This window comes from Thalassotalea eurytherma, from assembly GCF_030161415.1.
Lineage (GTDB): Bacteria > Pseudomonadota > Gammaproteobacteria > Enterobacterales > Alteromonadaceae > Thalassotalea_G > Thalassotalea_G eurytherma.
The window spans coordinates 13,785-39,426 of sequence record NZ_BSSU01000012.1 but is presented as its reverse complement, the minus strand read 5'-3'; the positions used below and the strand labels follow the sequence as shown (position 1 = coordinate 39,426).

15 protein-coding genes are annotated in these 25,642 nt (G+C 40.3%); 4 read left to right on the top strand and 11 right to left on the bottom strand.

Annotation, left to right across the window (positions count from 1 at the left end):
* Positions 1-44: 44 nt before the first annotated feature.
* Both QQK02_RS12455 and QQK02_RS12450 read right to left on the bottom strand, forming a co-directional pair.
* Entirely contained in the window at positions 45-1,739 is a 1,695-nt protein-coding gene (locus QQK02_RS12455; protein WP_284208378.1) for a lysophospholipid acyltransferase family protein, read from the bottom strand.
* A 26-nt stretch (positions 1,740-1,765) separates the two neighbouring features.
* Positions 1,766-2,566, bottom strand: coding sequence for a UDP-2,3-diacylglucosamine diphosphatase (locus tag QQK02_RS12450; RefSeq protein ID WP_284208377.1), 801 nt, complete (start codon positions 2,564-2,566; stop codon positions 1,766-1,768).
* A 305-nt stretch (positions 2,567-2,871) separates the two neighbouring features.
* Between QQK02_RS12450 and fusA (QQK02_RS12445) the strand changes: the two genes are divergently transcribed.
* Both fusA (QQK02_RS12445) and QQK02_RS12440 read left to right on the top strand, forming a co-directional pair.
* Complete coding sequence (gene fusA / locus QQK02_RS12445) at positions 2,872-4,959, top strand: elongation factor G (protein WP_284208376.1); 2,088 nt, start codon at positions 2,872-2,874, stop codon at positions 4,957-4,959.
* 155 nt (positions 4,960-5,114) lie between these two features.
* Positions 5,115-6,389 (top strand): GGDEF domain-containing protein, encoded by a 1,275-nt coding sequence (locus tag QQK02_RS12440; protein ID WP_284208375.1) that lies wholly within the window; start codon positions 5,115-5,117, stop codon positions 6,387-6,389.
* Positions 6,390-6,435: 46 nt separating this feature from the next.
* Here the strand turns inward: QQK02_RS12440 and QQK02_RS12435 are convergent, their stop codons facing one another.
* On the bottom strand, positions 6,436-7,284 hold the full coding sequence (locus tag QQK02_RS12435; RefSeq protein ID WP_284208374.1) for an SPFH domain-containing protein: 849 nt from the start codon (positions 7,282-7,284) through the stop codon (positions 6,436-6,438).
* A 143-nt stretch (positions 7,285-7,427) separates the two neighbouring features.
* Between QQK02_RS12435 and rluF the strand changes: the two genes are divergently transcribed.
* Positions 7,428-8,162, top strand: a complete 735-nt coding sequence (gene rluF / locus QQK02_RS12430) for a 23S rRNA pseudouridine(2604) synthase RluF (RefSeq protein ID WP_284208373.1) — start codon at positions 7,428-7,430, stop codon at positions 8,160-8,162.
* A gap of 64 nt (positions 8,163-8,226) precedes the next feature.
* Here rluF and QQK02_RS12425 read toward each other — a convergent pair whose 3' ends face one another.
* Positions 8,227-10,401 carry a TonB-dependent receptor family protein gene (locus tag QQK02_RS12425; protein WP_284208372.1) on the bottom strand — a complete coding sequence of 725 codons (2,175 nt, stop codon included), beginning with the start codon at positions 10,399-10,401 and terminating at the stop codon, positions 8,227-8,229.
* Positions 10,402-10,625: 224 nt separating this feature from the next.
* Positions 10,626-11,060, bottom strand: coding sequence for a hypothetical protein (locus QQK02_RS12420; protein ID WP_284208371.1), 435 nt, complete (start codon positions 11,058-11,060; stop codon positions 10,626-10,628).
* A 151-nt stretch (positions 11,061-11,211) separates the two neighbouring features.
* On the opposite strand from QQK02_RS12420, the gene QQK02_RS12415 reads away from it, so the two are divergent.
* On the top strand, positions 11,212-11,685 hold the full coding sequence (locus QQK02_RS12415; RefSeq protein WP_284208370.1) for a CreA family protein: 474 nt from the start codon (positions 11,212-11,214) through the stop codon (positions 11,683-11,685).
* Positions 11,686-12,194: 509 nt separating this feature from the next.
* On the opposite strand, the gene tuf is transcribed toward QQK02_RS12415, so the two are convergent.
* From tuf to rpoB, 6 genes are all read right to left on the bottom strand, one after another.
* Complete coding sequence (gene tuf / locus QQK02_RS12410; RefSeq protein WP_284208357.1) at positions 12,195-13,379, bottom strand: elongation factor Tu; 1,185 nt, start codon at positions 13,377-13,379, stop codon at positions 12,195-12,197.
* 299 nt (positions 13,380-13,678) lie between these two features.
* Positions 13,679-15,796, bottom strand: a complete 2,118-nt coding sequence (fusA, locus tag QQK02_RS12405) for an elongation factor G (protein ID WP_284208369.1) — start codon at positions 15,794-15,796, stop codon at positions 13,679-13,681.
* Positions 15,797-15,939: 143 nt separating this feature from the next.
* Entirely contained in the window at positions 15,940-16,413 is a 474-nt protein-coding gene (gene rpsG / locus QQK02_RS12400) for a 30S ribosomal protein S7 (protein ID WP_284208368.1), read from the bottom strand.
* Positions 16,414-16,489: 76 nt separating this feature from the next.
* A complete protein-coding gene (rpsL, locus tag QQK02_RS12395; protein ID WP_193022467.1) occupies positions 16,490-16,864 on the bottom strand; it encodes a 30S ribosomal protein S12 in 375 nt (124 codons plus the stop codon).
* Positions 16,865-17,158: 294 nt separating this feature from the next.
* Positions 17,159-21,376, bottom strand: a complete 4,218-nt coding sequence (rpoC, locus tag QQK02_RS12390; RefSeq protein WP_284208367.1) for a DNA-directed RNA polymerase subunit beta' — start codon at positions 21,374-21,376, stop codon at positions 17,159-17,161.
* A gap of 108 nt (positions 21,377-21,484) precedes the next feature.
* Entirely contained in the window at positions 21,485-25,513 is a 4,029-nt protein-coding gene (gene rpoB, locus QQK02_RS12385) for a DNA-directed RNA polymerase subunit beta (RefSeq protein WP_284208366.1), read from the bottom strand.
* Between the last annotated feature and the right edge of the window lie 129 nt (positions 25,514-25,642).

Sequence of the window (25,642 nt, the reverse complement as noted above, 5' to 3'; positions counted from 1 at the left end):
TAACTTTCTCTTTTGACAAGGTAACTTGCCAGTTACTGTCATGGTTATGAATTACCAAGGTATCGCTTGCGCTTTTTCTCTTTAAGTTTTTCTATATCAACTAACACTAAGCCATCGACACAATCATTGAAGTCAGGGTCAACATTAAAGTTCAAAAACTTCACACCGCCTGATTCACATAATTCAGCATATTGTTTGTAGAGTGTTGGCACACCAATATTCATATTGCCTAGCATATTTTTTAATATAGTAAATTCAGCTTTGTAATCTTCGCCAGCAAAGTTATTTCGTTTTTCGTCACTATACTGGAATGGCATTTTACCCACAGCCAACGTTTGTTCAGCAGAGAAATGCGCTTGGTAAAACTCAACCATTAAGTCTTTTGCTATTGGTGGGAATCCATCACTCATACTTACTGGACCAAATAGATAGCGAAATTGAGGGTGCGCTTTTAAAAAAGCACCAATACCAAACCACAAGTAATCTAGACTTCTTTTTCCCCAATACTTTGGTTGAACAAAACTCCTGCCAAGCTCTAAACCTTGTTCAAAGTATTCTGACATCGGTGCTTGGTACTCAAAAAGGGTCGCAGAGTACAACATATTGCTAGCGGCTAGTTTACTTGCATCGCCAAAACGATAGGCGCCAACGATTTCTAAATCATCTTGATCCCATAATATGAGATGAAAATACGCTTTGTCGTACTGATCAACATCTCTACGGTTATAACTGCCCTCGCCTACTGCGCGAAAAGATACTTCTCTTAACCGCCCTATTTCTCGCATGATGGGTGAGCTTGATTGATACTCATATAAATACATTAATTTACCATCCGCTGTTTCACCAAGCATTTTACAATGTTGTTTGATTGCTTTTTTCAATGCTTGCCTGTCTTCAGGTAGGGCAATCGCTTTTTGGCTCGCGAATATTTCGGGCTTTTTGGTATTTATCCTATATAAGTGCTTTTTAAACAACTTGGTTAACTGATTGATATCTACCTTTGAGCCTGCATAGGATTGATAAGGTATTAGTTGCCCTATGCGGATAGGGAAATGGTTTTTTCGTTGGTTAAACATCTCTTTAACTAACAACAACGTTGCCAAGGGCTTGTAAATCATCGAAACGCCATAAAAGAAAGGCGAGTTTTTAGCATCTATAAAAATAGGCAGTATAGGCGCCTTTGCTTTACGCGCCATACGAATAAAGCCAGAATGCCAATAAGTATCTTTTACACCTGATGGTCGCAGTCGCGAAACCTCTCCGGCTGGAAAAATCAGCAGCACACCTTCATTAGCTAAATGAGCGTCAATGTTTCTAAGGTTCTCTTTTGGCGTGCCGCCTTGCATATTGTTTACAGGCAATAACATCTCTTGCAATGGCTTTATGGTCATTAGCATGTCATTAGCAACAACTTTTAAATCTTGCCTGATTTCACTGACGAGTTTAATCAATGCTAAACCGTCAATCGAACCAATGGGGTGATTTGAAATAATCATTAATCGACCATTGCTTGGTATATTTTCTTTTTCATTATCTCTTACTGAATAGGAAACATTGAAGTATTCAAGCACTTGTTCGACAAAATCTAACCCTTGCAAGAAGGGGTAGCGCTCACCGAAGTCATTAACTTCTCGTTCGTGCAATAAATAGCGTAATAACGCACAAGTAGGTTTATTAAGCCATGGTTTATCACTCACTTGTGGCAAGTGTCTCTCAACGATTTCATTTACAGTAAACATAAAATTTGTTTCTTTGAATTTAGCTGCTAAGCAACTTTACTATTGTTGTTAATTATCTCACCAAGGCTTGGCGGCTCTACGTGAATATCAGTAAATGGCCAATAAACCAGTTTTATTTCACCCTGCTTGTCTTCCACTAGCGCTGAGCAACTTTCAACCCAATCACCATCATTAAAGTACAAAGTCCCTTCGTGCTCACTAATTTCAGGATGATGAATGTGACCGCAGACAACACCATCAAAGCCACGTTCTCGAGCAGCACGGCAACAAACTTCTCGATAACGTTCAATAGCTTTTTGAGCACCTTTTACATGGCTTTTTATATATCGGGCAAGCGACCAATACCGCATGGCATGGTTACCCTGTACTTTGTGATAACAACGATCTAAAAAGAGCAATAAGTCATAGCCAAAATCACCCAGCTTTGTCGTCAACTTACCTAGAGCTAGTTGACTATCGAACTGATCACCGTGTAATACCAATAACTTTTGCCCTTTTGCCGTGATATGCGAAATTTCTCTAGCTACTTCTATCTCACCAAATTGTAATCCGTGATATTGCTGAAGAGGGGCATCATGGTTGCCAGGAAGGTAAATGACTTGCGTACCGCTTTTGGATAATTTTAAAAGCTGATGTAGCACGTCATTATGGGTTTGTGGCCAACGAAAGGATTTACTCATTGCCCACATATCAACAATGTCGCCTACCAAGTAAAGTTTTTCGATATTTGAGTGTTTAAGAAAACTTAACAGGTAATCTGCTTTGCAATCTTTCGAGCCTAAATGAATATCAGATAACCATACCGTCTTATATGAGGTTTTTGCCATATTGCTTCTCACTTTATTTTAATTATTTGCTACAACTAAAAATGGCACATCAGCTTCTTCAATATGAGCTAAAATAATGAATCTAGTTGACAGATTCTTTTCAGAAAATTGACAACTAGATGAAATATGCAGCGAAGCGCGGGTGAGGGATTTTATTACTCGTTTTGAACTAAAAGTATTAATTTTGTTTAGAAAAATGAATTTAAGATTAAAAAATACAACAATCTCAATTTTCTTATATAGCTTTTATGTTAGTTCTGGTATACTCGCGCGGTTTTTAATCAATAACCCAATAGAGCAAGAAAATGGCAGATTTATCTAAATACAGAAATATCGGTATTTTCGCTCACGTTGATGCGGGTAAGACCACGACAACAGAGCGTATTTTGAAACTTACAGGTATGATCCATAAAATTGGTGAAGTACATGATGGTGAGTCAACTACTGACTTCATGGAACAGGAAGCTGAGCGTGGTATTACTATCCAGTCTGCTGCTGTTACTTGTGAATGGAAAAAGCACCGTTTTAACGTAATCGACACTCCTGGTCACGTTGACTTTACAGTAGAAGTTTACCGTTCATTGAAAGTACTTGATGGCGGTATCGGTGTATTCTGTGGTTCAGGCGGTGTAGAGCCTCAATCAGAAACTAACTGGCGTTACGCTAACGAATCTAAAGTAGCTCGCTTAATTTTCGTTAACAAATTAGACCGTTTAGGTGCTAACTTCTACCGTGTTAAAGATCAAGTACAAAATGTACTTGGTGCTCGTCCATTAGTGATGACTTTACCAATTGGTGAAGAAGACGATTTCGTAGGTGTAGTAGACGTATTATCTCAAAAAGCTTACATCTGGGATGATTCAGGTCAACCAGAAAACTACAAAGTTGAAGACATCCCAGCTGATATGGTTGATGATGCAGCTGCTTACCGTGAAGAGATGATCGAAACGGCATTAGAAGCAGACGAAGACATGCTAATGGAATACTTAGAAGGTGAAATGACACCGACTGAAGAGCAAATCAAAGCTTGTATCCGTAAGGGTACAAACGAATTAATGTTCTTCCCTACATACTGTGGTTCTGCATTCAAGAACAAAGGTATGCAGTTACTTCTTGATGCTGTTGTTGACTACTTACCATCTCCAACTGAAGTTCCACCACAACCGTTAACAGACGAAGAAGGTGAACCTACTGGTGAATTCGCATTAGTTGACGCTGAAGAGCCGTTCCGTGCATTAGCATTCAAAATTATGGATGACCGTTTCGGTGCACTTACTTTCGTACGTATCTACTCAGGTAAGATCAAGAAGGGTGACACTATCCTTAACTCGTTCACAGGTAAAACAGAACGTGTTGGCCGCATGGTAGAAATGCAAGCTGAAGACCGTACTGAGCTTACTGAAGCACAAGCCGGTGACATTTTAGCTATCGTTGGTATGAAGAACGTTCAAACTGGTCACACATTATGTGCAGTTAAAGAACCTTGTACACTTGAAGCAATGGTATTCCCTGAGCCAGTAATCTCAATCGCTGTTTCTCCTAAAGAGAAAGGTGGTGCTGAGAAGATGGGTATCGCTATCGGTAAGATGGTTGCTGAAGATCCAACGTTCCAAGTTGAAACTGACGAAGATTCAGGTGAAACCATCCTTAAAGGTATGGGTGAATTACACTTAGATATCAAAGTAGATATCCTTAAGCGTACTTACGGCGTTGAATTAGCTGTTGGTAAACCACAAGTTGCTTACCGTGAAACAATCACTCAAGAAATTGAAGATTCTTACACGCATAAGAAACAATCTGGTGGTTCTGGTCAATTCGGTAAGATCGATTACCGCATCAAGCCAGGTGAACCTAACTCAGGCTTCAAATTCACATCAACAGTTGTTGGTGGTAACGTACCTAAAGAATTCTTCCCTGCAATCGAAAAAGGTTTCGCTGGTATGATGGAAGAAGGTCCAGTTGCTGGCTTCCCTGTATTAGACGTTGAAGTTGAATTATTCGACGGTGGTTTCCACGCAGTTGACTCATCAGCAGTAGCATTCGAAATCGCAGCGAAAGGCGCATTCCGTCAATCAATGCCGAAAGCAGGTGCACAACTTCTTGAACCAACAATGAAAGTTGACGTGTTCACGCCAGAAGATCACGTTGGTGACGTAATCGGTGATCTTAACCGTCGTCGTGGTATGATCAAAGACCAAGAAGCTGGTACTACTGGTGTTCGTATTAAAGCTGACGTACCTCTTTCAGAAATGTTTGGTTACATCGGTCACTTACGTACTATCACTTCAGGCCGTGGTCAATTCTCTATGGAATTCAGCCACTATGCATCAGCGCCAGCAAACGTTGCTGAGCAAGTAATTGCTGAAGTTAAAGAGCGTAACGAGAAGAAGTAATTTTTAATTACTAATTTTTGCTCAAAAAAGGTCGCTTTAGCGGCCTTTTTTATTACCATTAAAAACATGATGGAATTCATATCAAAACAACTATATCTTGATATAACGTTGTCTATCAAAGCTGCTAACAAGTGCAGCGATATATAGGAAGTAATATGGCGTTTTTTTCAAAATGGATTGAGACAAGCAAGTTATCTTTATCAATTCTCTATCGTATTTTAATGTTTAGTGGCCTGTTTACCCTGGTTCTAACGTCAGTACAACTTTATATCGACTATCAAAAAAGGTTAAACCAAACCTTAGCTGACGCTGAACTTGTACTGGAATCTACTCGTAACAGCCTCACGAGAGCTGTATATGAACTAAACCGAGAGCAAACAAACGATATAGTCAGCGGGCTTATGAAACTTCCTTATTATGACTCGATCAAGGTGTTAGATAGTGAACGAGGAGTTGTTACCTATCAAGAAAACCAAACACGAAAGATCGCCAGGATAGAAACGCTAACACTAATATTCAATTTCTCTGGTCAGGAGATAATTGTAGGCTCTATTGAATATGGTATCAGCACCCATCAAGCTGATAGCGCAATAGCCGAAAATATATATATTGTTTTATTATCTCAGTTTATTAAAACGTTTTTTGCCTCACTGTTTATCATGTATATCATTCACCGTTTAGTGACTAGGCACATCTATGATATCGCCAATTGGTTAAATACGTTTAAACCCGAAGACTCTTTCACGCCTCTTGAGTCCTTAGTTGCTCATGATGATAAGAATGAAATGCTTAGGTTAAAGGCTGCTATCAATTCCATGGGTAAAAAAGTTCATGAACAAACGACTTCTTTAGAAAGCTTAGTTGCTAAACGTACCGAAGCTCTAATACAGGCAAACACCAAACTTGAAGCGTTAGCTTTTACCGACTCGTTAACAGGTATTTCTAACAGGGCAGCATTCTTTAACAGTGCTTCTGAAGAGCTAGAAAGGTCTCGAAGATTAAATTATGAGGTTGGACTAATGATGATAGATGTTGATCACTTTAAAGCGATTAATGACAACTTTGGCCATGATATAGGCGATGAAATCCTCCAAATAATAGCTAAATCTATGCAAGGCTGCTTGCGTAAGCAAGACACACTAGCAAGAATTGGCGGTGAAGAGTTTTCAATAATTACACCTGGTGCTGATAAGCAAGGTATGCACAATTTAGCTGATAGGTTACAGCAAGCGATTGCCAATAATGACTACTCAATGCTCGGTAAACATAAGCGTGTCACTGTCAGCATAGGTTATACGAAAATAAGTGCAGATGAAACAATGAAAACAGCATTAAAACGAGCTGATCAGCATCTGTATACGGCAAAAGCCAATGGTAGAAATCAGTTTGTTACAGATAAAGAATTAGTCTATAAACTTGTTAATAGTTAGTGTGGGGTTTAATGGCTCAGCAAGTGAGCCATCGTATTTAAATAACCTACTTACCTTTAACTTGTTTCATATCCATGATCATACTCATATTTTGCATTTGAGCAGGGATAACCACAACACCACCGTCATTGTTAGCAAACATTTTCAACGCCTCATTTAGCTCATGTTGCAAATATTCAGGAGTAAGTGACGAATTGATAATGGCATTTGCCTCTGCAATACCGCGAGCGCGAGCGATTTCGATTTCGGCATCTTTGGCTGCAATTTCAACTTCTACTTTTTTAGCCTCGAGTGTTTTTTGTGCCTGTACCGCTTTTTGTATTGCTGCTTCTATCGTTGGATCGGTATTTAACGCTCTGATAGCTACGCGTGTAATCGTAAATACGCCAGCATCTTTACTATCTAGCTTCAGTTGAAGCTCTTGTGCTATACCGTCACGTAATTCATCTCGGTTTCTATGTAGCTGCAATGAGTCAATCTTAGTGACTTCTTCATAGATAACGTCACGACCTTCACGAAATACGATGGCATAAGCGGGTAGTAACGCATCTTCACCGTCAACAAATGACGCTGCATACTTAACCATAGTCTCAGCAATCATTGACGGCTCAACGCGATAATAAATACTAATATCTAAATCTTGTAGGCGTAAATTGTCTCGTGCTTTAGGACGTAAATCATTAAAGTCGATAGCAATCTCTTTTGCTGAAAACTCATAAGCCTTGGTTAATAGTGGTAACTTCCAATTCAGGCCTGCTTCAACTTCTTCAAGTTCAACAGTACCTAAGGTTTTCTTTACCGCTACATGCCCCGTATCGATAACATACCAACTACTAAAAATAAGTACGATAGCAAACACAGTAGCTATACCTGAAAAAACCGATGATAAACGCATCTTAATTTCCTTAATTTATTATTATTCCTCGAATTCGATTAACACTATATCAACATTTGGCAAGAATGCATTATTTAGAAACTTCTGTTTTTTACCCTAGCTAGCGCGTTATAATTGCATTTATTTTTCTCAAAACTTTCATTATGACCGACGCTAAGCGACTCAATAAATATATCAGTGAATCAGGCTTTTGCTCTCGCCGTGAAGCAGACAAATTAATTTCAGCTAGTCGCGTGACGATTAATGGTGAAGTACCCGAATTAGGCACAAAAGTGATGCCAGGCGACAATGTTGCAGTCGATGGTAAATCTATTGCTGCCATGCCAACGAATAAATCAGATAGAGTATACATTGCGTACAATAAACCTATCGGTATCACTTGTACGACTGAGCGTCATGTAAAAGGGAATATTATCGATGCGATTAAGCATAAAGAACGTATTTTCCCAATCGGGCGTTTAGATAAACCATCTGAAGGACTTATCTTTTTAACCAGTGACGGCGACATTGTAAATAAAATTCTCCGTGCTGAAAACGCTCATGAAAAGGAATATGTTGTCACGGTAGACAAACCGATTAGCGAACGCTTTGTTACTCGTATGTCTCGTGGTGTACCTATTCTTGGCACCATAACCAAACCATGTAAAGTTACCATGCAAAGTAAATTCGTGTTTAGGATTATATTGACCCAAGGGCTCAATCGACAAATTAGACGCATGTGTGAATATTTAGGTTATGAGGTCACTAAACTTAAACGCTCGCGTATTATGAATGTATCAATCGCGGGTTTACGTCCTGGACAATGGCGTGATTTAACCAAAGAAGAAATGGATGAGATCAATACAGCGGTTAAACATTCTAAGAAAACAGCTGAATAACACTTAATCTTCTGCATAAAAAAACCGCCATATGGCGGTTTTTTTAGAGTCTAAGCTATCAAACTTAGAAGTCGTACCTATAACCCACAGTCATAGTACGTGGTTTACCAACCATAATTGAGCCATGAGTTTTTGTTGTTACGTATTCTTCATCTAACAAGTTATCAATATTAAATGTCACTTGTTGGTTTTTAGCAATATCATAATGTGCTGAAAAATCGACAACAGTTCGGCTATCAATATCATCTGCAGTATAGCTACCTTGACCTGCTGCCACACGCATCTCACCTAAGTAGCGAACTAATACGTCACCACGCCAGTTATCACCTTCTAAGCCAACCGTTAATTGAAATTGATTTTCTGGGACGTATGGCAACTCATCACCTACAACGACATCACCCCACGTATCTAGATTTGAAGAAAACGCATTCTTAAATTCAGTACTTGTGTAGGTATATGTCAAATCTATCGGCATAGCTACATCACCTAAGTCAGCACTGTAGCCAGCTTTTAATTCAAAACCTTTAACATCAACTTCACCAGCATTATATTGGTTACCAATGTTGTCATCATCACAACCTTGGCTAGCTGTACAGTTGCCATGCATATTTGAGTAATCAGAATAGAATGCTATCGCTTCAGCATTTACGCTTTCTTTGTTAAAACGTAATCCAAGCTCATAGTTAACACTTTCTTCGCTTTCTGCTGAGTCATTACCCGGAGCTGGAGGCGCAAAACCTTTCTGAACGCCACCTAGTAACACTAAATCTTGATTAACTTTATAAGTTACAGCTAAAGATGGTAACCAAACATCAGTATCGTTCTTCTTATGAGACGGTGTTGCATCACGAGAAGGATCTGATTTACCCCAATCATGACGTTCAATCGTCATGTCTTCGTAGCGCAAGCCTGCATTAATAATGAAGTCATTTACTGTATATTGATCATGAATGAATAATGCAATAGCACTTGCACTATCAATTCGGTTAGAGTCAGTGCCAGGTGTGCCTGCAGTTGCTAACGTCATATCGTAGTTTTGATCAATATTGTATGTATCAACCCACTGGTAACGGTCCATTTCGTCTTCATGATAACGAACACCAAATTTCAATTGGTGCTCATTTAAATCTGCAAATAATGTAGATTGAACACCTTGCGCTAAATACGCACGGTTATTGGCTTTAACATCTACAGACAAATCCCCTACTGACGAGTCAGCATCAAATGCTGCGGCTGCATCAATGCCACCAGAGCTTAAGCTCATACCATTTACTTTGCTCGTTTTGTACCAGTTACGTTTGAAGTCATTGTAGTAAGCAGTGGTACCTAGAGAAAAACGCTCAGATAAATCAATACTATGGTTAAGCTGAAGCTGCTTATGCTCTGTGCTCATATTATCTTTTTGAGAAGCAGAATAACGCGTGTAAGGGTTAACTTCGAAATCTGTTTGTGTTAAACCCATGTAAGTTTCATCAGAACTTTCATCTGCATACTTCACTTTAAGCTCTAGCTCTTGGTAATACTTTGCAGTGCTATCTGAGTTTACTTTTAATTTAGCTAAAACATCGTTTTTCTTAAAACCAGTATCCGCATCACTATGGTTTATGTCTTTAAACCCATCGGCTTGGTAATGAAATACCTCAACTACTGAGCTTACTTGTTCGCCACTGCCACCTACATAGCCGTGAACTTTGCCAAAACCGTCTTCACCAGCTTGAAGTGCAAGTCTTCCTGCCAACTCCTCTTCTGGAATCTGACGGGATAGCATATTAATAACACCACCAGTTGTACGAGGGCCATACATTGCGCTTGAAGTTCCTTTCAACACCTCAACACTTTCCATACGACCGGAAGTTGGAAAGTAATACGCTGAAGGAGCAGAGTATGCTGCAGGTGCTGCTAATACACCATCTTCCATAATCGTTACTTTTTCACTTCTATTTTGGCCTGTACCACGCATACCTACATTTGGACGTAAGCCATAACCATCTTCTTCTAAAACATAAACACCTGGTACAGAAGTTAATGTGCGCATAATGTCGGTATAATTAAAACGCTCTAACGCTTCTTTATTTAAATGATGCGCACTGCCAGGAATATCATTTACTGAATTTGTGTGACCAAAAATAGATAAATGCTCGATGTCGTCAGCTTTGTCATCTGCAATCGCATTGATTGATACTACTGACGCAATAGCGGTCGCTATGACTGCTGGTTTGAATACGTTAGAAAAAGTCATTATGTATACTCGAAAACTACGTTTTTTTGAAATTGGCGATATTAGAACAGAACTCTTAATGAGAATCAATATCATTTCCATTTTATTTATTGATTAGAATCAAGATTGTGCTTTAAATCTAGTATTTACACCGAGGACTATAGTGTTAGATAAAGATGGGAATCTACCCAGCACAAAGAAGGCGAGAGATGTGAAAACCTTCAATGTGTGAGCAGAAGAAAGGGTCAGTGCACTGTTTTACAACTGTGGTCTATTAAACTTTCCATTTGCGAAAAGGATGACAAACAATCGTCGCACAATGGGTATTGCTTTACGAATATAAGAATAGGCGGCAATGTTATTGATAAACCTTTAATCGCGATAAGCTTAATGTCATTAGGTAGCTTACTATTGTTTGCCACCTCTTTAAGATAGTTATGAGGTACCGTCAAAAACCTCAGTGCTAAGCTACTATTATCTACCTGCTCATAAAGAGACGATAAGTTATGGCAAGTACAAATCCATGCCATCATGGTTTGTTCACATAAAGGGTTATTCCTATAGCTATACGCCAATATATCGTAAGCCTCTGCATAGAAATATTCTGCTTGTTGCCACTGGTTATCGTGGAAGCAGTCATTGCCTAACGTTAACAGGGATTGCCATTGCGTCGCATTCATAGGGGGTCCTTAAGAAATCAAACACAAAACAAATGATAATCATTATCATTTGTGATAACAACCTTTTTTTTGGTAAGCCTTTGGGTATTTCGACGATAGTACAAGCAATATATAATAGCCTGACATTTATATGTGTTTAAGAGACAGAAAAATGAAAAAAGCAATATTGACTGGGTTTTTAGCACTTTCTTTGGCTGGTTGCTCAGATAACGAAGTTGGCGATGTATCGTTAGGCTTTTTCACAACTAAAGATATCAAGGTTGCCTCATTACGCGACGACAAAATACCTGGCGTGACCTGTCATGTGGCATCGATCGAGGCAGACTTAAGTTTTTCAGATCCTAGTGATAGTTCAATATCTTGTCGGCAAACAGGTAATATAACCCAAGAAATGATCGCATCGATTGATAAAGGTGATGCGGGGGAAGTGGTTTTTAAACAGTCAAAAAGTATCTTTTTCAAGACGATGAAAGTTAGAAGAATTTACGATCCTAAAAACCAAACCTTGCTTTACGTTTCATACACAACTAAAGAAACACAAGGTAGCTTTAAGCACAGTTTATCTACCGTACCTTTATGGGGTACTAGTGCTTATATAGAGCCAAACCAACTACCGTCTTCCTAAGGAGCGAAGCGAGCTTAGGATTTCATTCAGTCTTAGCCTAGTTTATCGCTTTTGAGATTCCCGCCCAAAACACTGCGGGAATGACAAAGGGTTGGGTTAGGAAATTACGATTTTTAAGGTAATTGTTTTTATAAACTCTAAACCTAAAAAAGGATGCCGAAGCATCCTTTTTTAGGTTTAGATGTGAACTAAAGCTCGATATGACCACCATGGATGGTGGAAATTCAAATAATGCAGGAGCAATTATTTGTTAGTCGATTACTTTAGATACAACACCAGCACCTACTGTACGGCTCTCAACTTCATCGCAGAGCGATTCGTCCTCGCTTACTAAAGTTAGTCCATTGGGACTAACTTATTACGTACTCGGTCATCACGGACAAGTCCGCTCGGTGCCCTATAAACAAAAAGAGCGCCTAAGCGCTCTTTTTTAAGTTCTCATGTGAACTAAAGCTCGATATGACCACCATGGATGGTGGAAATTCAAATAATGCAGGAGCAATTATTTGTTAGTCGATTACTTTAGATACAACACCAGCACCTACTGTACGGCCACCTTCACGGATTGCGAAACGTAAACCTTCGTCCATCGCGATTGGGTTGATAAGCTCAACAACAAACTTAAGGTTGTCGCCTGGCATTACCATTTCTACACCTTCAGGTAACTCTACAGCACCTGTGATGTCAGTTGTACGGAAGTAGAACTGTGGACGGTAACCTTTGAAGAATGGTGTATGACGACCACCTTCATCTTTAGTTAGTACGTATACTTCTGATTCGAACTTAGTATGTGGGTTGATTGAACCTGGCTTACATAATACTTGGCCACGTTGTACTTCATCACGCTTAGTACCACGTAATAAAACACCACAGTTCTCACCTGCACGACCTTCGTCAAGAAGCTTACGGAACATCTCTACACCAGTACATGTAGTCGTTGTAGTCTCTTTGATACCTACGATTTCTACATCGTCACCTACTGTGATGATACCGCGCTCTACACGACCAGTTACTACAGTACCACGACCTTGGATTGAGAATACGTCTTCGATTGGTAAAATGAAGTCACCGTCGATTGCACGCTCTGGCTCTGGAATGTATGTATCTAATTCGTTAGCAAGTTCTAAAATCTTCTCTTCCCATTGTGCTTCACCGTTAAGTGCGCCTAATGCTGAACCAGCAATGATTGGTAAATCATCACCTGGGAAGTCGTATTCTGAAAGAAGTTCACGAACTTCCATCTCTACTAATTCTAATAACTCTTCGTCATCTACCATGTCACATTTGTTCATGAATACGATGATGTAAGGTACACCAACCTGACGTGATAATAAGATGTGCTCACGTGTTTGTGGCATTGGACCATCTGTAGCAGCAACTACTAAGATTGCGCCGTCCATTTGTGCAGCACCTGTAATCATGTTTTTAACATAATCGGCGTGACCTGGACAATCTACGTGTGCGTAGTGACGTGTTTCTGTATCGTACTCGATGTGAGAAGTATTAATTGTAATACCACGCTCACGCTCTTCTGGAGCGTTATCGATTTGTGCGAAATCACGAGTTTCACCACCGAAAGTCTTTGTTAATACTGCAGAGATAGCAGCTGTTAAAGTTGTTTTACCGTGGTCAACGTGGCCGATTGTACCAACGTTTACGTGCGGTTTCGAACGTTCAAATTTTTCTTTAGCCATTTTTCTGTACCTTAAGATATACAATTAATTAATTTTTTGATTCCCTGTAGCTTGAGTTCAAGGCTCAGAGGCTAGCAGTTAATTTTAGATAAGGGCTAAGCCCTTGTCAAAATTCACACACTTACTAAACCTATACTCTCTACAAAGAGTTTGTCAGTGCTAAATTACCCTCTAGAAGCTACCTAGATGAATAATCGAATTCTTAAACCTCGCGCACTTTATAGGCTCTGACAATGCCCCAAAAGCGCACTTTCTAACGCAAGCGCTAAATAAGTTCCGGTATTACTACCGTACAGTGCTTAAAAGTAAGAACCGCCACGAGATTCAATAATAGTGGTTGCAACATTTTTCGGTGCTTCACTGTATTGTGAAAACTCCATTGAGTATGATGCACGACCTTGAGTTGCACTACGTAGCTCCGTAGCGTAACCAAACATTTCAGAAAGTGGTACCATAGCATTCACTAACTTCGTGTTCCCTGGACCTTCGTCCATACCATCGATCATGCCTCGGCGACGGTTTAAGTCACCTACAACATCACCCATGTTTTCTTCTGGTGTTGTTACTTCAACTTTCATCATTGGTTCAAGTAATACCGGAGCTGCCGCCATTACACCATTTTTGAAACCCATTGAAGCAGCAACTTTAAAAGCAATTTCATTCGAGTCAGATTCGTGGAATGAACCACCCGTTAACGTTACTTTAACGTCAAGCATTGGATATGAAGCGAGTACGCCTGAATCCATCTGCTCTTGAAAGCCTTTTTCTATTGCCGGGAAATATTCTTTAGGAACATCACCGCTGCCAATAATATCATTGACGAAAATGAACCCTTCACCTTCGCCAGCAGGTTCAATTGTCAAACAAACATGGCCATATTGCCCCTTAGTGCCCATTTGACGCTCAAACTTACCTTCTACTTCAGCACGCTGAGTTATTGCTTCGCGGTAAGTTACCTGTGGATTACCAACATTACAATCCACTTTAAATTCACGCATCATACGATCAGTAATAATGTCTAGGTGAAGCTCACCCATACCTGAAATAATCGTTTGGCCTGTTTCTTCATCGGTAATCACTCTAAATGAAGGATCTTCTGCCGCTAATTTCGTCAGTGCATTGGTCAACTTTTCTTGATCAACTTGCGTCTTAGGCTCTACTGCTACTGAGATTACCGGTTCAGGAAATTCCATTTTATCTAACGTAATTACATTTTGTGGGTCACATAAGGTTTCACCAGTTGTGACATCCTTTAAACCAATTGCTGCGGCTATATCGCCCGCATGTACTTCACTAATTTCTTCACGATCATTTGCGTGCATTTGCACAATACGACCTAAGCGCTCTTTTTTCCCTTTAATCGGGTTAAAAACCATATCTCCGGTTTTCACAACGCCAGAATAAACACGGAAGAAAGTTAGCGTACCTACAAATGGGTCAGTCGCAATTTTAAATGCTAAAGCCGAAAATGGTGCTTTATCATCTGCTTCACGCGTAACTTCTGTTTCTTTTTTGTCGTTGCTGATGCCTGTAATTGCAGGGACATCTATGGGCGATGGTAAATATTCAACCACGCTATCAAGTACTGCTTGTACGCCTTTATTTTTAAAAGCACTACCACAAGTACATAAAATTATTTCATTTGCTAAAGTGCGAGCACGAAGACCAGCTTTGACTTCTTCTTCAGTTAAGTCACCTTCTTCAAGGTACTTTTCCATTAATTCGTCGTTAGCTTCTGCAGCTTCTGATAATAAATTATCACGCCACTCTTCTGCTTCGTCTTGCATATCTGCTGGAATATCTTGGTATTCAAAGGTCATCCCTTGATCGCCTTCATTCCAGTTGATCGCTTTCATTTTAATCAGATCGATAACACCGGTAAATTCTTCTTCAGCGCCTATGGCTAGATGAATAGGTACCGCGTTTGCGCCTAATCGCTCTTTAAGTTGATCAACAACATTTAAAAAGCTTGCACCTGTTCTGTCCATCTTATTAACAAAAACAAGACGTGGAACCTCATACTTCTCCATTTGTCGCCAAACGGTCTCTGTCTGCGGTTGTACACCACTTGAGGCACAAAGTACCAGTACAGCCCCATCTAACACACGTAATGAACGCTCTACTTCAATGGTAAAGTCTACGTGGCCAGGTGTGTCGATAATATTAATACGGTGGTCGTCAAACTGGGCATTCATACCCTTCCAAAAACAAGTTGTAGCTGCAGACGTAATTGTAATACCGCGCTCTTGCTCTTGCTCCATCCAGTCCATCGTGGCAGCACCATCATGTACTTCACCAATTTTGTGAGAAAGACCGGTATAAAATAAAACACGCTCTGTTGTTGTCGTTTTACCTGCATCTACATGAGCACAAATACCAATGTTACGGTAACGCTCAATAGGTGTTGTACGAGCCACTAATTTTTCCTTTTACTATCTATGAGGTTAAATAACCTAACGTCAAAACACTCAACAAAAGAGATATTCTCAAGTTAAACTATTACGGTTTCATTACAAAAGAAAAGCGTAGCCGCCAAAGGCAGCTACGCTTCACTATTATATTACCAACGGTAATGTGCGAACGCTTTGTTCGCTTCAGCCATACGGTGAACGTCTTCACGTTTCTTAACCGCTGAGCCTTTGTTGTCAGACGCATCTAACATTTCGTTAGCTAGGCGCTGAGCCATTGATTTTTCACCACGTTTACGAGCTGCTTCAACTAACCAACGCATGGCTAGTGCATTACGACGTACTGGACGTACTTCAACTGGAACTTGGTAAGTAGAACCACCAACACGACGAGATTTAACCTCAACTGCTGGACGAATGTTCTCTAACGCAACTTCGAAAAGCTCTAAGTGAGTTTTATCGTTGTTTTTCTCAGTTAAAATATCTAGTGCACCGTATACAATTTTTTCTGCAGTAGATTTCTTGCCATCAACCATAAGGATGTTGATGAATTTTGCTAATAGTTCATTTTGGAACTTAGGATCTGGTAATATTTTACGTTGTCCTACGACGCGTCTTCTAGGCATCTTATTTCTCCGTTTAATTCAGGGGTTACCCAAAATTGTTAAAATTAATTAATTTGGCCTTACTTCACGGAAACCGTTAAGATTTAGGGCGCTTAGCACCGTATTTCGAACGGCCTTGTCTACGATCGTTAACACCTGAACAGTCAAGTGCACCACGAACGGTGTGATAGCGAACACCCGGTAAGTCTTTAACACGACCACCACGGATTAAGATAACGCTATGCTCTTGTAAGTTGTGACCTTCACCACCAATGTAAGATGTAACTTCGAATCCGTTAGTTAAACGAACACGTGCTACTTTACGTAGTGCTGAGTTAGGTTTTTTAGGTGTAGTAGTATATACACGAGTACATACACCACGGCGTTGCGGACAAGCTTCTAACGCTGGAACGTTAGACTTCGCAACTTTCTTGACACGTGGTTTACGTACCAATTGGTTAATAGTTGCCATTATAGCTCCTGATTAAATTAAAACATGGGATTAATAAAGCACTTAAGTGCTTTTTATTCCCGCTAATAAACGTGTGTAAAATCAAACCTTATAATCAATGCTAACAAGCGTAGAATACAAGGTCGCGGAATTCTAATGGTCAAGCTTTAAACTGTCAAGTTAAAACGCAGATAAAGCGTTGAAAAGGATCGTTTCCGATCTCTTTCCGTTTGATTCGATCGAATCATTAGCCCTTAGATAAAAAAAATCCCCACCAACTTTCGTTAGCAGGGATTTTTGTCAATAAGTTAACACTTAATCAGCATCGCCTAAACCGTCTGCATTTAATGCATCGGTTAGTGCTTGCGCTGCTTCATCTTGTGAAACAGTTACTTCTTCTGGAGCTAATGCTTCATTGCGCTTACGAGCACGCTCTTGATGGTAAGAGTAACCCGTACCTGCTGGGATTAATCGACCAACAATTACGTTTTCTTTCAAGCCACGTAAGCTATCTTTCTTACCAGCTACTGCTGCTTCTGTAAGTACACGTGTCGTTTCTTGGAATGATGCTGCTGAAATAAATGATTCAGTTGCTAGTGATGCTTTAGTAATACCCATCATTAACATTTCATATTCAGCTGGCTTCTTACCTGCCGCTTCTAATTCACGGTTAGCGATATTTACGTTAGCAACTTCAGCAACTTCACCTTTAAGGAATTCTGAATCACCACCGTCTAAAATCTCACACTTGCGAATCATTTGACGTACGATTACTTCGATGTGCTTATCGTTAATTTTTACACCTTGTAAACGGTATACATCTTGTACTTCGTTAACAATGTAATTAGCAACTGCAGCAACACCACGTAAACGTAAAATGTCATGCGGAGACTCAGGACCATCGGCAATAACTTCACCTTTAAGCACTGACTCACCTTCGAACACGTTAAGTTGACGCCACTTAGGAATCATCTCTTCGTATACTTCACCGCTTGGCTGTGTAATTAATAAACGACGCTTACCTTTAGTTTCTTTACCGAAACCGATAATACCTGTTTTCTCAGCAAGAATTGCAGGCTCTTTAGGCTTACGTGCTTCAAATAAATCAGCAACGCGTGGAAGACCACCGGTAATATCACGTGTTTTCGACGATTCTTGAGGAATACGTGCTAACGCATCACCAATGTTTACTTCAGCACCATCTTCTAGGTTAACAATCGCGTTACCAGGTAAGAAGTACTGTGCTGGAATTTCTGTACCAGCAATCATTACGTCATTACCTTTAGCGTCAACTAGCTTAACCATTGGGCGCATTTCTTTACCCGCAGAGCTACGTTGTGCTGCATCTGTAATTACAATGCTTGATAAACCAGTTAAATCATCAGTTTCACGAGTCATGGTAACTTGGTCGATAAGGTCAACAAATTTGATCTTACCAGCTACCTCAGTGATGATTGGATGCGTATGCGGATCCCAGTTTGCTACGATTTCACCAGCGTCAATTGCTTCACCGTCATTCTTCGCTAATACAGAACCGTAAGGTACTTTATAACGTTCTTTCTCACGACCTAACTCATCAATTACTGTAAGTTCAGATGAACGTGAAGTAATTACTGCATGGCCTTCAGAGTTAATAACAAACTTAGCGTTTTGTAACTTCAATGTACCCGTGTTTTTCACTTGTACTGAGTTTTCAGCTGATGCTCTTGATGCTGCACCACCGATATGGAACGTACGCATCGTAAGCTGTGTACCTGGCTCACCGATTGATTGAGCAGCTACAACACCGATTGCTTCACCTTGGTTGATGATATGACCACGTGCTAGGTCACGACCGTAACAGTGAGCACAAATACCAAAGTCAGTTTCACAAGTAATGATAGAGCGTACTTTAATTTGGTCTACTGAATTGTCTTCAATAACATCACAAAGTGCTTCATCAATTAACGTATTACGCGGTAGTAATACTTCTTCAGTACCTGGAATTAATACATCTTCAGCAACTACACGACCTAATACACGTTCGCGTAATGGTTCAACAACATCACCACCTTCAATGAGTGGTGTCATTAATAGACCATCTTCAGTGCCACAGTCATGTTCTGTAACCACTAAATCTTGTGCAACATCAACTAGACGACGTGTTAAGTAACCAGAGTTAGCTGTTTTAAGAGCGGTATCGGCAAGACCTTTACGCGCACCGTGAGTAGAGATGAAGTACTGTAATACGTTCAAACCTTCACGGAAGTTAGCGGTAATTGGTGTTTCGATGATTGAACCATCTGGTTTAGCCATTAGACCACGCATACCAGCTAGCTGACGAATCTGTGCAGCACTACCACGAGCGCCCGAGTCAGCCATCATGAAGATTGAGTTGAATGAGTCTTGCTCTTCCATCTCACCATCACGGTTTTCAACTTGCTCTTTCGATAAGTTGTCCATCATCGCTTTCGAAACTTTTTCGTTAGCAGATGACCAAATATCGATTACTTTGTTGTATTTCTCACCAGCAGTCACTAAACCTTGGTCGAATTGTTCCTGAATTTCAGTAACTTCTTCTTCGGCTGCGTCAATGATTGTGTACTTAGCATCTGGGATTACCATGTCATCGATACCAACAGATGCACCCGCGATCATCGCGTAATGGAAACCTGTGTACATGATGTGGTCAGCAAAGATAACGGTATCTTTAAGACCTAAGTTACGGTATGCATGGTTGATTAATCGTGAAATAGGCTTTTTACCTAAAGGCTGATCAATTAACTCGTACGGTAAACCTTTAGGACATACTTGCCATAAAATTGCACGACCAACTGTAGTATCACGTAATGAAGTTTGAGCGATTAACTCACCCTCTTGATTTTTTACGTGCTCGGTAATGCGAATTTTCACGCGAGCGTGTAATTCAGCAACACCAGTACGGTATGCTTTTTCAGCTTCTTTCGTGTCAGCGAATACCATGCCTTCACCTAAACCATTAACACGTTCACGTGTTAAGTAGTAAAGACCTAATACAACATCCTGTGATGGAACGATGATTGGGTCACCGTTTGCTGGAGAAAGTACGTTGTTTGTCGACATCATTAACGCACGAGCTTCTAACTGAGCTTCGATTGTTAATGGAACGTGTACCGCCATTTGGTCACCATCGAAGTCGGCGTTATATGCCGCACAAACTAATGGGTGAAGGTGAATCGCTTTACCTTCAATAAGTACAGGTTCAAATGCTTGGATACCAAGTCTATGTAGTGTAGGTGCACGGTTAAGCATTACTGGATGTTCACGAATTACTTCGTCTAATACATCCCATACTTCTGCGCCTTCACGTTCTACTAGTTTCTTAGCTGCTTTAATGGTCGTCGCTAAACCACGCGCTTCTAATTTACCGTAGATAAATGGCTTGAATAACTCTAGTGCCATCTTCTTAGGGAGACCACACTGATGTAAACGTAATGTAGGACCTACTGTGATTACAGAACGACCTGAGTAATCTACACGCTTACCAAGTAAGTTTTGACGGAAACGACCTTGCTTACCTTTAATCATATCTGCTAATGATTTAAGAGGACGTTTGTTTGAGCCAGTAATAGCTCTACCACGACGACCATTATCTAATAACGCATCTACAGACTCTTGCAACATACGCTTTTCGTTACGTACGATGATATCTGGTGCTACTAAATCTAAAAGACGCTTCAAACGGTTGTTACGGTTAATAACACGACGGTATAAATCGTTTAAGTCAGATGTCGCAAAACGACCACCATCAAGAGGTACTAATGGACGTAAATCTGGTGGAAGAATTGGTAATACAGACATGATCATCCACTCTGGCTTGTTGCCAGATTGAGCGAATGCTTCCATTAATTTTAAGCGTTTTGTGATCTTCTTACGCTTTGTTTCACTACCAATTTCAGGTAACTCTTCACGCATTTGCGCAATGTCACCTTCAAGGTCGATTTGCTCTAATAAAGCAAGAACCGCTTCAGCACCCATTTTAGCGTCGAACTCGTCACCGTGTTCTTCTAATGAGTCTAAGTATTCTTCTTCAGTAAGGATTTGACCTTTTTCTAACGTTGTCATACCTGGTTCGGTAACAACATAAGATTCAAAATATAAAACACGCTCAATATCGCGTAATGTCATGTCTAATAAAAGACCAATACGTGATGGCAATGATTTTAAAAACCAAATGTGTGCAACTGGGCTTGCTAATTCAATGTGACCCATACGCTCACGACGTACTTTAGTTAGTGTTACTTCAACACCACATTTTTCACAAATTACACCACGGTGCTTTAAGCGCTTGTATTTACCACATAGACATTCGTAGTCTTTTACTGGGCCGAAAATACGTGCACAGAATAAACCGTCACGCTCTGGCTTAAACGTACGGTAGTTAATAGTCTCTGGTTTCTTAACTTCACCAAATGACCATGAACGAATCTGATCAGGTGAAGCTAGTCCGATGCGAATACCATCGAATTCTTCTGTTTGATTTTGTTGCTTAAGAAACTTAAGTAAATCTTTCACACTCTATCTCCTGTCGGAGTTAACCTTGATAAGAGGGCAGCTCGCCGCCCTCTCCATGTACTGACATTTGTTACTTAGTTTGTAACGTCAGCTTTATCTCGTTGACCGTTATTCCTGGTCTAATTCAATGTTAATACCTAAAGAACGAATTTCTTTAAGTAATACGTTGAATGACTCAGGCATACCAGGTTCCATACGGTGATCACCATCGACTAAGTTCTTATACATCTTAGTACGACCGTTCACGTCATCAGACTTAACCGTAAGCATTTCTTGTAAGGTGTAAGCAGCACCGTATGCTTCTAGTGCCCATACTTCCATCTCACCAAAACGCTGACCACCAAACTGAGCTTTACCACCTAGTGGTTGCTGAGTAACTAGTGAGTACGAACCAGTTGAACGAGCATGCATCTTGTCATCAACTAAGTGATTCAGTTTCAGCATGTACATGTAACCCACAGTTACAGGACGTTCAAATTCACGACCAGTACGACCATCAGTTAAGATGAACTGACCACTTTCTGGCATATCAGCAAGTTTGAATAAGTCTTTAATTTCACGCTCACTTGCACCATCAAATACTGGTGTAGCGATTGGAAGACCTGCACGCAAGTTTTGTGCTAAACGATGAATTTCGTCATCAGAGAAGCTATCAATATCAACTTCTTGACGAGACTCACCTAAGTCATAAACTTCTTTTAAGAAGCTACGTAACTTAGCTGTTTCTTGTTGTGCTTTGATCATGCGGTCAATCTTTTCACCGATACCGCGTGCCGCCATACCTAAGTGAGTTTCTAAAATCTGACCGATGTTCATACGCGATGGTACACCTAACGGGTTAAGCACGATATCTACCGGCACACCGTTTTGGTCGTAAGGCATATCTTCAACAGGTACAACGTTAGAGATAACACCTTTGTTACCGTGACGACCAGCCATTTTATCACCAGGCTGGATGCGACGTTTAACTGCTAAGTAAACTTTAACAATTTTTAAAACGCCAGGTGCTAAATCATCACCTTGAGTGATCTTGCGACGCTTAGTTTCGAACTTCTTGTCGAACTCTTCTTTGATAGCATCGTATTGTTCAGCAATTTGCTCTAAGTCAGCTTGTTGCGCTTCATCAGATAAGTTTTGCTGTAACCACTTATCACGTGACATTGAGTTAAGATCTGACTCATTTAAGCCAGCAGATAACAACAACTTCTTAGCACGAGCATAAATGCCGTCTTCTAAGATAGAGAACTCGTCACCTAAATCTTTCTTAACTTCACTTAATTGCATTTCTTCAATTTCTAATGCACGTTGGTCTTTCTCAACGCCATCACGAGTGAAGATTTGAACATCGATGATCGTACCTGAAACTGAGTTTGGTACACGTAAAGAGCTGTCTTTAACATCAGCTGCTTTTTCACCGAAGATAGCACGTAAAAGTTTTTCTTCAGGTGTTAACTGTGTTTCACCTTTAGGCGTTACTTTACCTACTAAGATGTCACCACCTTTAACTTCTGCACCGATGTATACAACACCAGACTCATCTAGCTTGCTTAATGCAGACTCACCAACATTAGGGATATCAGAAGTAATTTCTTCTGCACCTAATTTAGTATCACGTGCGATACATGATAATTCTTGGATATGAATCGTAGTGAAACGGTCTTCTTGCGCTACACGCTCAGAAATCAACATCGAATCCTCGAAGTTGTAACCATTCCAAGGCATGAATGCGATACGCATGTTTTGACCAAGTGCCAAATCACCCATATCTGTAGATGGACCATCCGCTAATACATCACCACGAACAACTGGATCACCAACACGACACTGTGGACGCTGGTTAATACAAGTGTTTTGGTTAGAACGTGTGTATTTAGTTAGGTTGTAGATGTCGATACCGGCTTCGCCTGGCACCATTTCATCTTCGTTAACGCGCACAACGATACGTGATGCATCAACGTAATCAACTACGCCACCACGTTTTGCTACTTCTGTTACACCAGAATCAACAGCAATAACGCGTTCCATACCAGTACCAACAAGCGGCTTATCAGCCTTTAATGTTGGCACAGCTTGACGTTGCATGTTCGCACCCATTAAGGCACGGTTAGCATCATCATGCTCTAGGAATGGAATTAATGAAGCTGCCACAGAAACGATTTGCTGTGGAGATACATCCATATACTGAACTTGTTCAGCCGACATTAATGTAAATTCGTTTTTGTGACGACAAGGAACCAAGCCATCTACTAACTTACCATTTTCATCAACTTCAGCGTTTGCCTGTGCAACAACAAAGTTACCTTCTTCAATTGCAGATAGGTAATCAACTTCATCAGTTACTACACCATCAACGATCTTGCGGTATGGAGTTTCTAAGAAACCGTAATCATTGGTACGTGCGTAACAAGATAATGAGTTAATTAGACCGATGTTTGGACCTTCCGGCGTTTCGATTGGACAAACACGACCGTAGTGAGTTGGGTGAACGTCACGTACTTCGAAGCCTGCGCGTTCACGCGTTAAACCACCTGGGCCTAATGCAGAGATACGACGTTTATGCGTAACTTCAGATAACGGGTTGTTTTGATCCATGAACTGTGAAAGTTGCGATGAACCAAAGAACTCTTTAACGGCTGCCGAAATTGGTTTAGCGTTAATTAAGTCTTGTGGCATTACTGCGTCTAGGTCACCAAGTGACAAACGTTCACGAACAGCACGTTCTACACGAACTAAACCAACACGGAATTGGTTTTCAGCCATTTCACCAACTGAACGAATACGACGGTTACCTAAATGATCGATATCATCCGTTTCACCTTTACCATCACGAATCGCAATTAATGTTTTCATTACGGCGATGATGTCATCGTTTGATAACGTACCTTCACCGATATCATCAGCCATACCAACACGACGGTTGAACTTCATACGACCAACAGTTGATAGGTCGTAACGCTCTAATGAGAAGAACAAGTTCGCAAATAATGCTTCAGCAGCATCTTTTGTCGGTGGCTCGCCAGGGCGCATCATGCGGTAGATTTCCACTAATGCCTCTAAGCGATTACTTGTTGTATCTACGCGGACCGTATCAGACATGTATGAACCAACATCGAATTCGTTCATGTATAGTGTGTCTAACACTTTGTGGCCAGCTTGGCTTAATTCAGCTAATAATTCTAATGTAATTTCAGCATTTGCTTCAGCAATTACTTCACCAGTAGATTCATCAACGTAAGCTTTTGATAATACTTTGCCTACGATGTAATCAGCTGGTACTTCTAATTCGGTAATCTTTTCTTTCGATAACGTACGAATATGACGAGCAGTGATACGACGACCTTGCTCTACCAACACATCACCGTTAGGTAACTTAATATCGAAAGTTGCTGTTTCACCACGCAGACGCTCAGGGATAAGTTCCATGATCATCTTCTCACCTTTAATAGTAAAGGCAGTTGTGTCATAGAACATGTCTAAGATTTCTTCCGTAGAATAATCTAGCGCACGTAAGATAATTGAAGCAGGTAATTTACGACGACGATCAATTCGTACAAATAAGTTATCTTTAGGGTCAAACTCAAAATCTAACCAAGAACCACGGTAAGGAATAACGCGTGCGTTATATAAAACTTTACCAGAAGAGTGTGTTTTACCTTTATCGTGATCAAAGAATACGCCTGGTGAACGGTGCAATTGTGAAACAATAACACGCTCTGTACCATTAATAACGAACGTTCCGTTCTCTGTCATTAATGGGATTTCACCCATATATACTTCTTGCTCTTTGATATCTTTAACTGTGCCTGCTGGTGCGTCTTTATCATAAAGCACCATACGTAATTTCACACGTAAAGGAGCAGAGTAGGTTACGCCACGAATTTGACATTCTTTAACGTCAAATAACGGCTCACCTAAACGGTAACTTACGTATTGTAATTCAGAACTACCTGAATAACTTTTAATTGGAAAAATTGAACGGAACGCGGCTTCAAGGCCGGTTTCGCCTGTAGGATCAATATCAATGAACTTTCGGAAAGATTCGAGTTGGATGGACAACAAGAATGGATAATCCATTACTTGTGCACTTTTACCAAAGTCCTTTCTAATTCGTTTCTTTTCAGAGTAAGAGTAAACCATGGGGTTCCTCAGCTAGCTGGTTATACCGAATCTGTCTGGGTGCAGACAGCCTATTGCTGTGACATCAAATGCCAAGTTGATTACATACTTAGGAATATGCAATCAACTTGGCAGTACGTCTAAACTTTT

Excerpts from the sequence above, each read along its gene's own strand:
- QQK02_RS12455 (WP_284208378.1), bottom strand. The coding sequence starts at position 1,739 with ATGTTTACTGTAAATGAAATCGTTGAGAGACACTTGCCACAAGTGAGT.
- QQK02_RS12450 (WP_284208377.1), bottom strand. The coding sequence starts at position 2,566 with ATGGCAAAAACCTCATATAAGACGGTATGGTTATCTGATATTCATTTA.
- fusA (WP_284208376.1), top strand. The coding sequence starts at position 2,872 with ATGGCAGATTTATCTAAATACAGAAATATCGGTATTTTCGCTCACGTT.
- QQK02_RS12440 (WP_284208375.1), top strand. The coding sequence starts at position 5,115 with ATGGCGTTTTTTTCAAAATGGATTGAGACAAGCAAGTTATCTTTATCA.
- QQK02_RS12435 (WP_284208374.1), bottom strand. The coding sequence starts at position 7,284 with ATGCGTTTATCATCGGTTTTTTCAGGTATAGCTACTGTGTTTGCTATC.
- rluF (WP_284208373.1), top strand. The coding sequence starts at position 7,428 with ATGACCGACGCTAAGCGACTCAATAAATATATCAGTGAATCAGGCTTT.
- QQK02_RS12425 (WP_284208372.1), bottom strand. The coding sequence starts at position 10,401 with ATGACTTTTTCTAACGTATTCAAACCAGCAGTCATAGCGACCGCTATT.
- QQK02_RS12420 (WP_284208371.1), bottom strand. The coding sequence starts at position 11,060 with ATGAATGCGACGCAATGGCAATCCCTGTTAACGTTAGGCAATGACTGC.
- QQK02_RS12415 (WP_284208370.1), top strand. The coding sequence starts at position 11,212 with ATGAAAAAAGCAATATTGACTGGGTTTTTAGCACTTTCTTTGGCTGGT.
- tuf (WP_284208357.1), bottom strand. The coding sequence starts at position 13,379 with ATGGCTAAAGAAAAATTTGAACGTTCGAAACCGCACGTAAACGTTGGT.
- rpsG (WP_284208368.1), bottom strand. The coding sequence starts at position 16,413 with ATGCCTAGAAGACGCGTCGTAGGACAACGTAAAATATTACCAGATCCT.
- rpsL (WP_193022467.1), bottom strand. The coding sequence starts at position 16,864 with ATGGCAACTATTAACCAATTGGTACGTAAACCACGTGTCAAGAAAGTT.
- rpoB (WP_284208366.1), bottom strand. The coding sequence starts at position 25,513 with ATGGTTTACTCTTACTCTGAAAAGAAACGAATTAGAAAGGACTTTGGT.